Raw genomic sequence first — 16649 nt, 5'->3', positions numbered from 1 at the left:
GTCTGCTATCTGAATCGCCAAACCTCCAATAGTACGCTATTCTTTTTCTACCCGGAGGAAGTTCAGCATACATTCCTGTGGAAGGATCCCACCGTGGTAATATCTGGCGTCGGTTAGCCCGCTTTTGCTGTTGTACTGCCGAGGTTTGGCGAGCAATCGAACTGACGTATTCAGATATTCTGTCCCGGGTGTCTGACCCGTGACTCGGACGCCTGTCCCTGCGTCTTCAATGTCGTCTCCAGCGATTCGTCGATATTTCACTTCACCATCGCCGTTGTAACTGGAAATCGATTCCATCGTAGTCCCTTTCGGTAACAGGACAAACCCGTGATCCGTCACGACGTAAATTCGATCCCTGTTCCCGTTCTCAAGTTCCTCAGTGATCAGATCATAGAGTTCGTCGATGTAATCGGTGAAGTGGCTCTCTGGGTTGTCGAGTTCGTTTTCCCCAATGTCGTCGATGTCTTTGTCGTAGTAGGCGACTTGGTTACGCTGCCACCCCGAATCGCTGTCCTCCGGTACGTCCCATCCCTCTCGCTCGAGGACTTTCACTCGATTCCCTTTGTTGTCGAGGCGCTGGCCACCCCGTTCGACAGATAGCTTCCCGTTCCGGAGTTTGATACGGAACCTGTGAGCTCGTCCCGGCGTGAGTGCAGCCATTCCGAACTTGGTTTCCGACGGAAGCGTGCTAACCCTGGTATCTTCGGTGATCGAATAGTCTTCTCGAAGACGGTTAGCCAGCTCCCGAGCGAGGTCTAACCGCAACGCATCGATTAGGAACAGGGCGACTGTCTCCCCTGTTGCGAGCTCATTCTCGTTGTCAGTCCACCACTCGTAGGCAGCGTCTTTCCCCGCCAAAGGAGATCCAGTACTGAACGAACTGATTACGGCCTTACTCATCTCCTCGAGATAGTTTAGATACCGCGTCTCTAAGAGCTCGGAGCGAAGCTCGGGGAGTGTTCCCGTCGCCGGATGAGAGTTGAGCAGCCTATCTTGTTCGGGTTCGCCAGTTATCTCGAGTTCCAGTACACCGTAGTCGATCTTCCAGGTCCCATCATCCTGTGCGGAATACTGGTCGAAGGGGTCGAACGATTTGGGACGTTCTTCCCAAGCTGTAAACCGCGATTTCAACTTGGCCACTTGTTCGGCCTGTTTCCAGAGCGTCGTCCACGGAATATCGTCCGGATACACCTCAAGGGCTCGTTGGCGCTCGTTCGCTCTTTCGATACATTTCGTGTACTCCTCCTCTTCTAGTGATTCGAGCCACGCATCCCACAGTGCTGCGTCAAGCGCCCCATCAACTGGACACGCTGCGAGTTCCCAAGCATCGTCGTACGCTCCGATTACGCCTTCCCAGTAGCTCTCGCTTAGATAGCGTTTTGCCAACCGCGTGCTCTGTCGGGTATCGACAATTCGTTTTAGCGGGTTGATGTCGCCGAGAGTGCTACCCACGTTTCCATATCCCTCGGGGAATGCGTCGACGTCTATTCCTTCGGCGACGAGCCAACGGGCAACGGCCCACTTCCAGACGACGTCCTCGATCTCTTCCGGTGTCTCAGCACTGTCTGCAGGAGCGACGTGCCTGTCTTTCAGTGATTTTTGTACCCGGGCGATCGTCTCGTCATCCTTGTCGATTTCTGGCCATCCTCCCTCGAGGAGGTGCTCTAAAATCTGGCCCTCTCCCTTGGTGATGATCTCACCGATTAGATCTCCGTAGCGTGGGATTCCACCGCTCGCAAACTGATTCTTGATTACATTCGCTGCAGTTTCGCGATCGGACTCCGTTCCTCGTTCAACATCGTAGATGTCCCAGGGATTCACCTCATACAGCTCGGCAGTCAGCTGTTCGATCGTGAGTTCGATTTCACCGCCAGTTTCACGAATGTCTCTGAACCAGTCCCGCTCAATCAGCCCCTCCTCTGAATCTTCGACTGTTTTCGCTTCCGGGATGTACCAGACGTGGGGTGATTCCGGCTCTTTTGCTGCGGTTCTCCTCAGTTCGAGAGGGAACCGTTCTGCCTCCGAGAATCCTACTCCAATCTGATCGGCAGCAGCACGGACAACCTCCCGGAGGTGCCCGCCCTCGTCCCACCAGACGACCCGAACAGCCGTTGCGTGTTCATCAGGGAATTCATCCTCGAGATGGGCTTTCGCTTGACTTTCGAGTGTCGTAGTCGGTTGCGACTTCATCGGTCTCTCTCCTCTGTATCGATAACCACGATAGTTCCGTCACCTGGTTCTGTTACCTCTGCCCAGAGCTCGTCGACTGATGGTCCATCGTCCTCTTGATCATCATCGTCTTCGTCGTCCTCGTCATCGTCTTTTGACTGGAGCTTTGCATCGGCCTGTTTTACCAGCGCTTCTGATCGAGACGGTGTGACGAGGTCTGGCCCGCTTAGCGCACGCTTCACCTGCTTCGTAATGAACGCATCCGAGTGTTCTGCCTTGAGTTTCTCGTACCGAGATTCGAGCTGGTCGTAGAGTGACCCGTCTGGTTGGTCCTCGAGTAGTCCTCGTGCTTTCTCAAGCTGGCCAGCTTCGCTGACTGCGTTCCCCGATGCGATATCTGATTCGGAGATGTCTTCCGCGGATGCCGCAATCTCCTCGAGTTCTCTGAGCGACTCGAAAGTCACTCCTGAAATCGTCTCGGTGGCAGCATCGATATCCACGATTACATCGTGATCCAGGAATACTTGCTCGACCGCTGAACAGAGGTCAGAGATCGAATCTGCTTCAGGTGTGGTTCCCGTGAGAAGATGATGGAGTTCACTAATCTGTGACGCGCGGAAGTCATGAGCCTTTGCCTGGAGTGTAGCGAGGCTCTCCTTGGACGGGATGCGTGACCCATCGACGGCGTCCTCCATCTTGTAGGTGATCGCAGCATCAGGGTACAGTGACCGCATCGTCTCGAGTGAACTTGTGAACTCGTCCCAGAGCGGCTCATCGCCCTCGAATAATGGTTCTGCTTTGTGGAACCACTCTGCCTGCGTTGGTACTGGTGATTCAGTCAATACTGCATCGTCAAGCTCGCCACCAGCCATCCCTGGTTCTAACGCGTCACGAAGTGCATCCAGCGTGATTTCCTCGTCGAATTCGAGATCCACACGAGCACAGGTATTCCGAATGTCCGAACTATTCTTTTCTGCCCAGGATGCTAGATTGGAGAGCCAAGCGGTTGGATCATTCCCTTGCGGTGCGAATCCTCGGAGTGATTGATAGACCGCTTTTAGATTGCTACTACCCTCAATGTCCACCGGATCGAATCCAATATCGATGTCACGGATATCGGAAAGGCGTATCATTGAACGACCGATCTCACCAGGGTCCTCAATGCGGACACCATCGCGTCTGATTTCGATTTTGTTTGCCGCGGCGAGCGTGATCAGAAGCGCGGCAAGTGCTTCGCGTGGCGTACCAAGATATTTCCCACGCCGACCCGCGATTTCTTCGAGGACAGTCTCTCCGCTCACTAATTCCTCTCCAGCGTAATCGTTGAGGAACTCTTCAGCCCACCCATCGCTAATCTCTCTCGGAACTGTCTTTACTCCGAGCCTTTCTGCATCGTCGGCTGAGAACGGCCACGTACCGTTCCCATTGAAGAACTCGAAGAGGGTGCGAGCGTCGTCGACTTCCTGCAGCCGCGTATCGAGCGTCTTCCTGTTCTTGAACTTATCCCTGACCGCATCAGCGAGCACACTATCGATGTTGCTTAGATAGGTCCCTCGCGTCGTGTTATGGTCTGGCGTATAGAGCTTCGCACCATAGAGGAGCTCCTCGATCTCGTCTTCGACAGTCTCCTCCTCTTGTTGTTGCTCGATCCGGAGCTCTGCGCTCGCCCCTGGTTCCAATAACGAATCCAACGCAATCAGATGCCGAATACTTTCGCGAAGCCCCTCCGAAAGCTCAATAACGACAAGGACGTCTTCAACTCCTTGTTCACCAGCGTTTGCTTCCTGCCATGTCGTTCGCGATTCTTCTATTGTATCCGAGTCTGCTGCGAGTACTCTGGCAACCACACCATCGAAACGAGGTTCCGGTGATGCGTCGACTTGATCTAATACGGTGTAGCGGAACGTGTACGGGGCGTCGGAGATCCCGTCGATGTTCCGCGTGCGGAGCGAATCATCGGCGGTCAACCGACCACGGTCCGCCTCTCTAAGAAGATCCTCGATATTGTAACGAACTTGGTGTTTGGGGAGTCCTGCGGCCTCTCGATGGACCTGATCCCAGAATTCGACGATCTCCTTCGACAGAATTCGGTACGTCTGCGGTTGGACACTCTCGTCAGTTCGGACGAAGTTGTCCTCCATCAGCGCTTCGAGGGCTTCCTCGACATCGCTTTCGAGCTGATCGATGTCAGTATCTACTGAACCAACCAGAAGTCGCGTGATGTTCTTCTTCGTTGTCGGGACGGCGTCGACTTGACCAAGGAGATAGAGGACCTTCGCGACGCTCACTCCCATCTCGTTGGTCGTGTTCTCGACTTTCTGGATTTGGTCCTTTGCCCACCCCGGAATGTCCGTCGTTTCACGCTCAATTAGGTCATAGATTTCATCCCACGCAACGACCGCTCCCGGTTCCTTCTGGGCCCAATCGAAGCTCGTGAAGAGAGAACGGACGAGAATCAGCAGTGCGCGTCCCTGAACATACTCCCTGTCCACTTCCAAGTCTTCTTTCTTGAGGCTCTGCATGACCTCGCGGAGCAACCAGAGGTCGTGTTCACGGAAGGGGTACGCCTCTAGGGGGTCTCCAACGTCGGTGTACTCGGATGCGTCGGCAAGTTCTGGCTCGAAATCCGGAGTTCGGTCGAGCAGGTCGTGCACCGTTTCAGTACCGGAATCTGACTTTCTGAGCCACCGCTTTCTGACGATGATCTCGGTGTCAGCACCACGGAGCGGAATTTCGTTCGTGTACCACGCTTCAGGATCGACCTCTCCCATGAAGTCCTGCTGCATGTCCCGCAGCGACCACTGTCCTGTCCCCAGAATTGGGGGATTGATGTCGGCGATGAGCGTATCGACTGTTTCTAAGAACTCTCGATAGCGGTGTTGCTGGTCACCAACGTAGATGGCGACTTCGTCGAGTCCAATGAGGAACTCGTACGTCTCGCCCGATTCCTGTAAGTAGCGCTTCGTTCGGTCCAGTCGTTCTACGAGTTCATCGGGCGTGAACGCTTCAGTACTGATTTGGCCCGTGGCTTGCTGGATCGATTCCTTGACGCCCTCTTCCGTTGCGTAGGGCGTGCCATCAGTCTCGTCCATCTCGGGAAGAGCTTCATAGAGCCAGGGACGAAGCGCAGCCTTGTCTTGTGCAGCTTCCTGCAGCGACATACCGTTGTGCTCTACTGAGCGTACGGCTTCCCAGAGCCCGTGCTCGATTTCTAAGGTCCATATCCACTCGAGTAACCAGAGCGGGTCAGTCGGGTAGTTGAGCTGATTCCCCAGCTCCTCGTAGATCAGGAGCGAGAGCGTTGAGTCACGAACCTTGTCCCGGTCGAGGAGGTTCATAAACAGAGGAACAAGGTGGTCAATGTGGGACGAATTGAGTCGGTCTCTGAATTCCTTGAACCCGGAGAATTGACTCGAAAGCTTCGGGGCTACGGTTCCGAGTCCCTCGATCTCGCCAGTCGCGATTCCGATTAGCTTCAGGAGGTGTGTTTTCCCAGATCCGAAGGTGGCATGGACGTACCGGAATCGAGGCTGTGATCCTGTGCTGTTGACAATCTCTCCAAGTTCTGTGAGGACCTTTCGAGCGCTATCAGTCTCGTAGAACTCGTCGATGTCGCGTTCGGCTTGGCCGACTTCGTTGACTTTCTGTACTTCCTCGAGTTCTCGCGTCGGCGAGCGAGCAAACAGTGATTCAAGTGTTGTATCAGTCATCGAGATACACCTCAGTGATTTTCTCGTCAATTCGGTGGGCTGGGTAGTAGTGGCGTGCGTCCTCGTTGAAGAAGCTCAATTTCCCTCCTCTGATCCGACCAGGGAACGGGATTCCGATTGTGGAATTCACGTTTCGGCGATCCATCTCATCGAGCAGCTCTGAGGCGCGGGTGAACGGATAGAGGCTTCCGAGGTTCAGCAGCAGGAGGATATGTTGCTGCGCATTCTCACCTTTGAGTTGTTCATCGACGAGTTTCCCGATGAGTTCGTCAGCAAGACTCGTTTCGAGCGTCTCCGTCACTGCTTTGGTGGTGGTTCGCTCAAGCGGCCCGAGGTCGAGGGTGGTCTCGAAAACGTGCGTTTCAGGCATCAGATGGTCTAGCCGAACACACTCGACTTTGAGTTCGTTGCCGGCCTGATCCTCGACGTCAACCCAGTTTGTCAGTGTATCTGGTGTCTCGGGATCCGCCCATCGAATCAACCGTTCGGTCACGCGATGTTCAACGGATGGTTCGACCGGAACCATGACGAAGGGATTTCGAATTCCCCGTCGTTCGCCACTTGCGAAGTCGACCAACTCTTTGGTGAATCTCTTGAGCGGGTTTCGCGTCGACGTCATTTGATAACCACACCTCCATCGACCTGCTCGATCGTCGGCTTCCTCGACTTCACGATACGCTCAAATTGTCCCTTGAGTGCAGACTCATCGCCGAACAGCACTCCTACCCCTTCAATTTCGTCGGGTCGAGTTCCACCGACTAGCTGTTCTACTGTCTCGTGCTTTTCTCGATATGTGTCAACTCGGTCTTCAGTAAGGCTGTCCCAATCCGTCGTCGAGGATACCGTCCCGAGTGCTCGTTTCAACGCGCGCTCATCATGGGTTCCAGGCTCTCGGTTCGTTAGCGCACTAACGCAGGCTTGGATATCATCATGGGTATCCCTGAAGTGCCGTAGTGGGCGGAGATATCCGGACTGAAATCCATCATGAACGCTATGCTCTGGAAGCTGTAACGGCGGAATCAGCCATTGATGCCCCTCGAGGTCTGTCGCTAGTGATTTCGCGTCGGTCTCCGCTACCTGAGCTGACCAATCCTCTTCAAGTGCCGCGATAGCAGTCAACCGAGCGTCCAGTGACTGATCAAAGGACTGCCATCCTTCCTGTGTCCACCACTCCCGACCAGATTCTTCGTTGAGTTGTTGGGTTAGTTGGTTCAGTGCGTCGTAGAACGATTGGCTAAGCCATTCAATCTCCAGTTCGCTGAACCGTAGCAGACCGTCGAGTTGTAACAGGTAAGGTTCTCTGGATTCCCATCGCTCTTCCACTGCAGATATCCATTCTTCGTCACTCGCCACCTGGTCGATTACGTCCTCCCAATCCGTATCGTCTGCAGTGATTGCTTCGGCGCGAGATTCTGCAGCATCCGCCAGTTCGGAGAGGGTATTACTGAACGCCGCTACCAGAGAGATGAGCGCATCGTTCTCCAGTTCAGTCTCTGTACTGACTTCTGTCGTCTCTGTTAGCGTTCGTGCTCGTCTCTTTATCGACTCGTTCAGTTCTTCGAGGGCAACAATTCCCTCGTCGACCGTCTGAATCGGTTCGATGATTCCAGCATCGATGAACTGCTCTTTGAGCGACGTGGACGACGGTGCCGTGCGCAACTTGATTTCCATCTGCTGTGAGAGCGTTAGCAATTCATCCGCAGCAAGAGCTTCTCCGTCTTCTGCTACGGGACGGAACTCTCCGGCTCGACACAGCCCCCAGAGGACCGCCGTTACTGCGGGTTTAACTTCTCCATAGAACGGCGTCTCCTCCGTGATTTTCTCGAAGAGCGCTGGCAGCCCCATCTCGTTGTCATGGGCGACTAGCGTTCGACCGACAGCGCCTCGAACCTCTTTCGCAATCGTCCCCATCGTAGACACCTCCGCATCTGGTCTCGGGACATCGATTTTCTGTGCCCACTCTGGATACTCCTCGTCGTCGCTGAGCCGCTTAAGCTCTGTCAGGTAGCTCTGGTCCACCTCAAGCATGACGGGGTGGAAGAACGAGGGATAAGCACGGTTGATGCACTCTTTGACCGCAGACTCTAGTCCACGTGGTTCCTGAGATTCGACCTTGAACGAGCCATCCTTGAGTGCGCTCGCGAGTTTACTCTTTACCCTCTCTGCTGCATCGTCGACGTCTCGGGCTATCGTATCAGGCGTCTCCGTCTCGGCCGTGGCTTTGTGGAACGACCACCATTCGATGAGCTGGCTTCGGAGATCATCCAGTCCATCCTGCTTGACCGACCAGTAGATGGTTCCCTCGTTGATTTTCTTGGAGTCGATATCAGGTCGCACTCCTCGGATAACAACGGATGCTTCGAGCGCACTCTCGTGCTCGTCAGCCCCATCTAGTGATTGCCCATCGATGGAGAAGCTGTACGAGATGGGGTAGTTGTCGCCGTCCCCGCCGTAGGGAACCGACGTTGGCAGGTTCAGGCGAGGACGGATGTCTGCCCAAAGTTCGTTGTCGAGAGCGGCGATAATCTCGTCCCAATCTGGGTTCTCGCGGTTTTTGCGTGCCTCTTCGATGATCTCTCGTTCCTCTCGATCCGTGATTCGGAGTAGAGGCCCGTCCTCGGCCGTGTTTGGTCTGATGTACTTGTCGAGGTTCTCCAGTGAATTCTGGACTTGGTTTCGGACAGTCGTCCGCGGCTGGCCGTTGAGGTCGTCCATCACCGCAACCGCGATGTTGGCGTCGTTCTGTGGGACTGAATCGGGCACGTACGAGAGGAGCAAGACTGCTTTTGCGACCTTGAGGTCGAATTCAGTCGTGTCCTCGTCGTCTTCAATCTCTTCTAGAACTTCGATCTCGTTGGGGATGATGTCCTCGAGTTCGTATTGAATCAGGTCATAGAAGTCGACGAGACTGATGAGGGACAGCTCGTCTTTCTTCTCGTCGCGCATCCAGCGGTCCCGGAGTCCGGCGACGATGGCGAGAATTGCTCTCGCTGTTCCTGAGAAGATCGACTTCGTCGAGTCGGCCAACTCGTTCCGAAGATTCGAGAGAATCTCTAGGAAGAGCGCCGGCTGATAAGGTAGGAGCGGATAGAACTTTACGAACTTGTCTTCGTCTACTCGATTGAGAGGCGGCTCTGTGTTCTGTCCAACCTCTGAGTAGACGAACGTGGAGGTCGGATGCACCCGCGCCGTTAGTGCTTCTGACTCAACCCAGTCTACGCCCTTTTCGGTTTTCTCGAGAAGGCGACGCTGGACGATTTCCCCGACGTGATGACTTGGCAGGTGGTACTGGTGTGGGAACCGATCCTTGAGAATCCCGAAGTCGAGTTGCTTCGCGGCAAGTCCCGGTCGGACGTCCTCGATTTCGGACTGCGCCGTCGCGACCATCTGGATGTCTCCATCGCCGATCGTATCGATACTCTCCGCGAGTGCGTTGAGTTCCGAGAGACGCTGGTAGTTTCCACCAATGAACAGCGTCACCTCGTCGACGAGGAGGACGATCTTGACTGGTTTCTCCGACTTCGCTTCGAGTTCTTGTCGATACGCCTCGACGGCTTCGACAGCCATCCGCTGCCCGATATCCTGCCGTTGGATGTCTGCCAACCCATCTGCGGTGCCCGTCTCTCGTTCGACGAGTTCCTCCAGGACGAGGTCAGAAAGGATTCGGTACTGTTGGACGTCGTCCCACGAATACTGATCCGCGTTGGGAACGTCTTCGGCTTGGAGGATCTCTTTCGTGAGGTCATCGCGCTGGCCCCACGTTCCCTGATTCTGGTACCACTCCTCGAAGAATGCAACGTCAAGTCGGTTCGAGAGGCCTCGTGCCTGATAGACTGCTTGGAGGATGATCTCACTGAAGCTCTGCTCCCGGACGCTCTGGTACTTCAGGAGGTTGATCGGGAGGGGGACGAGACGGTACTCGTCGAGCATCGAGGACCACGTCTCGAAGAGTTCGGTGTAGGAACCATCCGAATCCAGCCGATTCCAGACCTCCTCTCTGTCCTCCTCTTCGAGATCTGCAGAGGCTGTGAGGAGGTTGAGGACAGTCAGCAGGTGACTCTTCCCGCTCCCGTAGTACCCGTAGAGCCAGTGATTGGCTCCCTTCCGCATCTCTTCGTCGTGGCCGTGGATTCGAGTGAAGAAGTCCTTGAGATAGTTTTCTGAAGCTTTTGTGATGTGGTAGGTGTCGAGGTAGTGGCGGTAGAGCTGGTCGCGATGAGCGGCTCTGTCTTCGTCCTCCTCGAACTTCCGGTCGATGCGAATTGATTCCTCGAAGGTCGCGTCCTGCTTCTCGAACAGGTCCTTCATGGAAGTCATGCCGACCCCTCCGCGAGATTCGTGTAGAAGTCGTCGACGGGTTCGAACCAGACGCGACTCCGAGCTTCGTGGTGCGTCCAACCCTCATATCCGGCCAGCCGCTTGCTCTGCGGTTCCCAGTACTCTTCGGACTGGAACAGATAGAGCCAGCCAATCGGCTTCGTGAGCCATTCGTCGCCGTTCTGTGCCCAGGAGTAGTAGGCCGCGACCTGGAGAGGTACATCGCCAACCTTCGGCGGTTGACCTGATGTCTCGGTTTTCCCTTCGAGGACACCGATATCCCGGAGTGCAGACCGGAATCCCTGTACCCATCGCTTTTGGGTCGACTCAGAGTAGTCTAGTGGTTCACCAGCTTTGTCACGGAACTCGTCGAGTATGCTAAGAACGGTGTCCATCTCAAAGTCAAGCATAGAAGGTCCTTGCTTCATCAGTCGGCGGAGATACTCGTGAACGACATAACGGGCCAGTCCATCGTGGTTGATGAGATAGAGGAAGAGGACCTGTGCTTGGTCGCGTTCGTTTCGACACTGATCCAGAATCGCTGGGAGTTGCGGGACTGATGGGAGTCCGTCTCCGGCTGATTGGAGACGTGCTCGAATTGCGATGAGCAGGGATTTCGAACTATTTCGACTACTCCGATTCGCCACGCGTTCGTCGTACCATATCTCTTTCACCGAAGTCCAATCGAGCTCGTCCGCGTAGAGAGAGGAGATCTCGTGCGTTCTCTCGGTCTGGAGACCACACCGAGTCAAAGCCATCGTGATTTTCGATTCGGGGAACTTCCCAACGAGAGATGGAAGCCATGAATCTAATTCCCCGTTTCGACCTGTAGCCATACTATGACGAGACTGTGGTATCTACTTAGAAGTTCTTGTGGGAGATTTGGGAGTCATTGCGGGGAACTATATGAAATTGGTCAATCTATCCCCGATATTCCGAAACCCTAATCTGCGTAATAGGAAAGGACCACGGCTGGAATTTCCAGCCGTAGTGCCGCCCTGAATTGGTCCCCGCTGACGCTTCGGCCCTCCAAAGCGAAGCGTCAATTAACGTGTTGCGCACAACACTGATAAACCTAATGGAGGCACTTCGGAGTATCTGGAGTTCATTCCCTGGCTTTGGGTCGGTCATGGATCTCGGAATTAGTGAATCCAAGATGTGGCTGAGGTATCAAGCCTCTCCCACCGAGTAGTATATGAGGGACACGCAACTACTCTGCTACAACGAATACACTACCATGCTTTCGATTGCAAACATCGTTGCATCTGGGAAATTTGACTTAGAGCTTGAATTAGCAACATTGTCTAAAGATCTACGGGCTCTTAGTATGGTGTCGGAAGTAGAACATAGTAAAAAGAACGGAGATCGATTACTGATCCGATTTTCTGAATCTAATACCAGAGGGATTCTCACTCGAACTGGTGTTTATATATTCACGGGCGCAAATTCGTACGATGATTTAGAGACAGCGAAACACCATCTATTTAATTCTCTTCGCAGTCTGGGAATCCTTTCTGATCGGTTCCCTACCGATTCTGAAGTTTTGAAACCACTTAGTATACAAAACATCGTTTTTACAGCAGAACTTGATACTGAAGGACCGCTTGATTTGAATAATGTTTGTATTCTTCTCGGGATGGAAAAAACAGAATACGAGCCAGAGCAATTCCCGGGTTTAGTTTACCGGCCTGATGGAAGTAGTTGCACGATTTTAATCTTTTCTTCCCGAAAGGTAGTATTCACAGGAATAAATACAGAGCAGGTTGCCCACGATGAATTCGAAAAACTACAGGATGAATTATTGGTTTAAATTTTCTATAATTAGCTTTCAGTTGCTCATGAGACTGACTTCGGGAGACAATAGGGCCAAATCGGGAGATGATGTAGCAGGTGGGAAGTTTGATGTAGGTTCATTTTGAGGTAGGAACTAGAGCAACGGATATCATGTCGAATCAATCTACTCCTTTGACGAAGGCTCAACTAGATAAACCAGAACGCGAGCATCTAGAGAAAGTTGTTACTGAATTGCGTGAAATCGTCGAATCAGACATCCAATATCAACTTGAGCACGCGTACGAGCTAAATAGTGCCGATGGGGGTGATGAGCTCTCTGGAGAAGTCAAGACTAAGCGAAGAGATCTCGAAAAGGCCGTGGAGCGAGAGGACGATGATGGTACGTGGGAGGAGAAGTTTGAGCGGTATGTGATGGGGGTCGGATATACGATAATCAATCGGCTTACTGCTATTCGATGTATGGAAGTGCGAGGATTCATCGATCGACCAGTGACTCAATTTGGAGCTTCCGGAACTACTCCTGCTGCGGAGAAACTTGAGAATGAGAAATACCTTAGTCCTGATGAGGCAAAAATTGAAGCTTACAATAAGGTGTGCGACAACCTTGCGAACGAAATTGAGATCTTGTTTGATGCAGATTCTCCCTACAGTATCATTGAACCTGATGTAGATATATTCGAGGAACTTTGTCGGAAGCTCGATAAGGTACCCGAAGAAGTCTGGCGTGCTGACGATGTTCTTGGTTGGATTTATGAATATTATAATTCATCTAAGCTAGAAGAACTGCGCCGAAAAGGAGACTATCAAGGTCTGGACCCAGAAGACGTGCCTGCGGCTAACCAATTTTACACTCCCCACTGGGTGGTGAGGATGCTGACTGACAATAGTCTCTCCAAGATGTATCTAGAATCTAGAGGTGACTTAATATCTACAATTGAAAGACAAGAATCCCTTACTCCTGAAGAGAGAAAATCACGTGACCCGTCAACCTCGGAATCACCATCTCTTGCAGATTTCAGTACTTATCTGGTACCAACTGAAGAACCAGAGTCTACACCAGAAATTAAATCCCCTGAGGATATCCGAGTTATTGATCCAGCTTGTGGTAGTGGGCACTTCCTTCTATATGCTTTTGATGTTCTTGAGCGAATCTGGCGTGAAGAATATCCCAACCTAGACAAAAAATCCATCCCAGAGAAAATACTCAAACACAATCTCTATGGTGTTGATTTGGATCTACGCGCCTGTCAACTTGCTACGTTTAATTTATATCTCAAAGCTCGTAGCCGTGCAGAAGCGGAAGGAATTGATGAGTTCCATATGCCTAGTGTTGGGATCGTCTGCGCCGATGCTAATATTGCAAATATTGAGTCAGCACCGGAAGTCTTTGATGAAATTGCTGGTGATCGACCGGATGTCCGAGCGGCTTTAGAAGAAATCCTTGATGCCTTTGAGGAGGTGCATGGGCTAGGTTCCTTACTTGATGTAAGGGGCACATTGAAGGAAGAGTTCACTACCAAAGAGCAGCCAACAATTCAGGAGTCAATCGATGGTCCCGGGAGTCTCACCACGTTTCTGGAAAATCTCCATTCTAAGGTAGCAAATCGCCGGAGCGGTGATTCATTTATTGCACGCGATTTGAAAAGTTTCCTCCGAACTCTGGTAATTCTATCCCAAGATTATGATGTCGCACTTATGAATCCTCCTTATGGTTCTGGGAATCGGATGCCAGATGAAGTCCATAACTATGTTGAAGACCATTATAAATACAAACCCGAGTTCTACATCAACTTTTTTGAGGTATGTGAAAATATAGTGAGGGACAATGGACGAATCGGAATGATTGTCCCCCGGACATTCATGTTCAAACGGACATTCGAAGATTTCCGGGAGGACTTTATTGGCGATCGTGGTTCCTTTGATTTCCTCGCGGAATACGGGATTGGTGTGCTGGATAAAGCTACGGTACGGACTGCTGGTACTGTTGTCAGAACGAAACAAGCTCAAGATGCCACGGCTGATTTCTACCGACTTCATGATGTGAAAAAAGGGGAAAAAGAATCGAAATTCACCGAATCAGCATTCTCACAATCTAACGGAGATTCTGAGATTCAACGTAGATACCGTCGTGACATCAATGAGTTCTCTATGGTGCCAGGGGCTCCATTATCATACTGGGTTCCGAAAGAAATCCGCTCGATATACAAACTGGATACGTCCTTCGATGCTAGTAACGCAAGAACAGACCAGAAGAGTCTAGGAGCGGTCAAACAAGGGTTAGCGACCGCGAATAATGCTCGATATCTTCGACAATTTTGGGAAACATCGGGGGATGGGTGGGTCCCATTTGCAAAAGGGGGCAGCGATGCTTGGATCCTTCCCCGAGTCACTCGAAATGTATGGTGGGGTGAGAATGGAAAAGACGTCAAGAGATATGATGGATCATATCCGCGAAGTGAGGAATATTATTTCAGTAATGCATTAACATACACTAATATAAAGGAAGGTGGGAAAAGATTCGGTTATCTTCACGAATCTTCGATATTTGGGACCGCTGGCCAAGCGTTTTTGCCGGATAGAGCAATCTGGGAGGCATTGGCATACTCAAATAGTAATCTCGCCACTTATCTAATGCTCACACTCACCACGGGACGCCATTGGCAGGTGGGGGAAGTCTCAAAGATTCCGTGGGATACGGAACTTGAGCAAGTTGATCGTCTTGGTGACCTCGCCAGAGAAATTCTCGGTCTACTGCTGACCCTTCGTGAAAATGATTTCATTTCCCCATATTACACCGGCCCACTCTTACTCAATCTCTTGGGTCATGAGGAACCGCTATATGCCGAAGACCACCCACATCGAGCGCTGAAGGAGGAAATCACGATTAGTCAACCTACGGTGAGTAGTAATAGCCCATCTATTCCAGAATTGGGTGTTTCTGCGGCTAAATTCGAATCGAAAATTGAGAAAGAGATACATCAAAAGGCGAATCAGATCGATGACCTCCTATTCAATCATTTCGGTATAAATAAGAACCGCAGAGAGGAGATTCTCAGAGAGATTGCCCTTAGAACAAACGAAGATCCCAGAGAATCTTCTGACTTTGATCCTGAAGCAATAACGGAGCCTGGAGACAACTTCGAGGAACTAATAAAAGATCTATTGCTGCATATTGTTCTTAAAATCGTTCGCGAGGACGATGACGGGATTGTTCCTTTGAGTACGGAAGATAGTCTCGAAACCCCGCTTATCTCTCGTGTTGAGGATGAATTTGTACAAATATTTGGAGAGAAGGCAGAAGACAGGCTTGCAGAGGTTGATCAAGTATTGGGTGAAAGACAGCCAGATGAGGGGGCATACCCAAATGTGAAATCCTGGCTGAAAACCAATCTCTTCGAATATCACCTCAAAAAATTCAGCAACCGTCCAATCCTATGGCGACTTACGACTAAACGGCTCGTCTCAGACCCGTCAGTCGAAGGGTTTGCTTGTCTAATTGACTATCATCAGCTTGACTCGGGTGTATTTGATAGGATTGAATCGAGGTATCTTGAACCGCTTAAAGCTGAATACCGAGATCGAAGGAACGTCGCTGATCAACGAAGGACTGACAACAATTTAACGACCACCGAACAAGCAGAGGCTGCGGAAGATTATGAGCGGTACGAGAGTGCTCTTGCACAAATTAGCGAGTTTCAGGAAGCTGCACTTGAACTGGGGTCGCCCCACAGTCCCGAACGGGATGAGGATGTTGCATTGTTAGCAGATGAGTTAAAACCACAAGTTGTTGAGTTTCGAAAACGAACCACTGAACGCCTTGAGACGCTCGATAAACTCGTTAAAGAAATGGACCGGGAAGACGTAGAAGACCATTTCAGTCCAACATTCCTTGAACGAGTAAACGAGAATCGAGACGAATGGCTTGATGCCCTTAAAGAATTAGAAACAGCGTGCAAAGCTTATAGTCAACAGAGTGATGAAACTGCAGAGGCTCATCTCTACGATCTCTTCCCGTACTTCAACGATCTAGTTGGCTCTACTCACTACGGAAGCAATGGTATATTCTTTATGAACTACTATTTCAGCAAGGGGGAAAGCTTCCTTGATGCTGGCGAACCTCGCAAAGGACTCGAAGGAGAGGCTCGTCTCTTAGCTGAACTTGCTGCTGAGACTGACAATGACGTCGAATTGGGTGAAGAAATCATGGTGAGATGTAACGAGCTTTCGAAGGCCCTACCATCGGAATGGCAAGAACGAGCCCTCGAAGAAGTGCTGTCATCGGGATACTCCCCCGTTAAAAACCATGGTGTTGTGATTAATATACGGCCTCTTGCGGAACAGAAAATAGTTCCTGAAGTGGTTGAAGACAAAGTTCTGTAGGTCAATATAATCATTGCTAATTCCCTCTCTCACGAGTTTGAGAGTAATACCTAGGGAACGTTTAAAGAATGCACTACGACAATACACTAGGGAAATGAGAGCTGGCATATTTACGGAAGGCTCGACGACGACGAGTGAGTCTATGGAGTCATATTCGGACTACTTTGAGGGTTCTTTTTTACCTGTGAGTACACTCGCAGACGATCTCTCAGACTATTGCAAAACTGAGATTCATATCATATCTGATAAGTATGGATATGTTAAGGGATCAGACTCAGT

Annotated in this window: 7 protein-coding genes; 2 read left to right on the top strand and 5 right to left on the bottom strand. The window is 51.4% G+C overall.

Annotated elements, in window-relative coordinates; translation table 11 throughout:
• Positions 1-36: 36 nt before the first annotated feature.
• Genes pglZ through BM083_RS21555 form a run of 5 tightly spaced genes read right to left on the bottom strand, consistent with a single transcriptional unit; the run spans position 37 to position 11032 of the window.
• The gene (gene pglZ / locus BM083_RS21575) at positions 37-2190 is read right to left on the bottom strand and encodes a BREX-5 system phosphatase PglZ (protein ID WP_089872539.1); all 2154 of its coding nucleotides are present in this window, start codon (positions 2188-2190) and stop codon (positions 37-39) included.
• Positions 2187-5879, bottom strand: a complete 3693-nt coding sequence (locus tag BM083_RS21570) for a hypothetical protein (protein WP_089872538.1) — start codon at positions 5877-5879, stop codon at positions 2187-2189. The genes pglZ and BM083_RS21570 overlap by 4 nt, the downstream gene beginning before the upstream one ends.
• Entirely contained in the window at positions 5872-6498 is a 627-nt protein-coding gene (locus tag BM083_RS21565; protein ID WP_089872536.1) for a BREX protein BrxB domain-containing protein, read from the bottom strand. The genes BM083_RS21570 and BM083_RS21565 overlap by 8 nt, the downstream gene beginning before the upstream one ends.
• Complete coding sequence (locus tag BM083_RS21560; RefSeq protein ID WP_089872534.1) at positions 6495-10196, bottom strand: hypothetical protein; 3702 nt, start codon at positions 10194-10196, stop codon at positions 6495-6497. Before BM083_RS21560 ends, BM083_RS21565 begins: the two co-directional genes overlap by 4 nt.
• Positions 10193-11032 (bottom strand): BrxA family protein, encoded by an 840-nt coding sequence (locus BM083_RS21555; protein ID WP_245756970.1) that lies wholly within the window; start codon positions 11030-11032, stop codon positions 10193-10195. The genes BM083_RS21560 and BM083_RS21555 overlap by 4 nt, the downstream gene beginning before the upstream one ends.
• Positions 11033-11433: 401 nt before the next feature.
• Here BM083_RS21555 and BM083_RS21550 point away from each other — a divergent pair, with 401 nt between their 5' ends.
• Together BM083_RS21550 and pglX are read left to right on the top strand one after the other, a co-directional pair.
• Positions 11434-12006 (top strand): TATA-box-binding protein, encoded by a 573-nt coding sequence (locus BM083_RS21550; protein WP_218149006.1) that lies wholly within the window; start codon positions 11434-11436, stop codon positions 12004-12006.
• 134 nt (positions 12007-12140) lie between these two features.
• Entirely contained in the window at positions 12141-16370 is a 4230-nt protein-coding gene (gene pglX, locus BM083_RS22990; RefSeq protein ID WP_143085793.1) for a BREX-5 system adenine-specific DNA-methyltransferase PglX, read from the top strand.
• Positions 16371-16649: the final 279 nt, after the last annotated feature.

The organism is Halogranum rubrum (assembly GCF_900114455.1).
Classification (GTDB): domain Archaea; phylum Halobacteriota; class Halobacteria; order Halobacteriales; family Haloferacaceae; genus Halogranum; species Halogranum rubrum.
Note: the sequence above shows the minus strand (reverse complement) of the source record. Positions and strands in the feature narration are given on the sequence as shown.

Coding starts and splice junctions, on each gene's coding strand:
- pglZ (WP_089872539.1), bottom strand. CDS start 2,190: ATGAAGTCGCAACCGACTACGACACTCGAAAGTCAAGCGAAAGCCCAT.
- BM083_RS21570 (WP_089872538.1), bottom strand. CDS start 5,879: ATGACTGATACAACACTTGAATCACTGTTTGCTCGCTCGCCGACGCGA.
- BM083_RS21565 (WP_089872536.1), bottom strand. CDS start 6,498: ATGACGTCGACGCGAAACCCGCTCAAGAGATTCACCAAAGAGTTGGTC.
- BM083_RS21560 (WP_089872534.1), bottom strand. CDS start 10,196: ATGACTTCCATGAAGGACCTGTTCGAGAAGCAGGACGCGACCTTCGAG.
- BM083_RS21555 (WP_245756970.1), bottom strand. CDS start 11,032: ATGGCTACAGGTCGAAACGGGGAATTAGATTCATGGCTTCCATCTCTC.
- BM083_RS21550 (WP_218149006.1), top strand. CDS start 11,434: ATGCTTTCGATTGCAAACATCGTTGCATCTGGGAAATTTGACTTAGAG.
- pglX (WP_143085793.1), top strand. CDS start 12,141: ATGTCGAATCAATCTACTCCTTTGACGAAGGCTCAACTAGATAAACCA.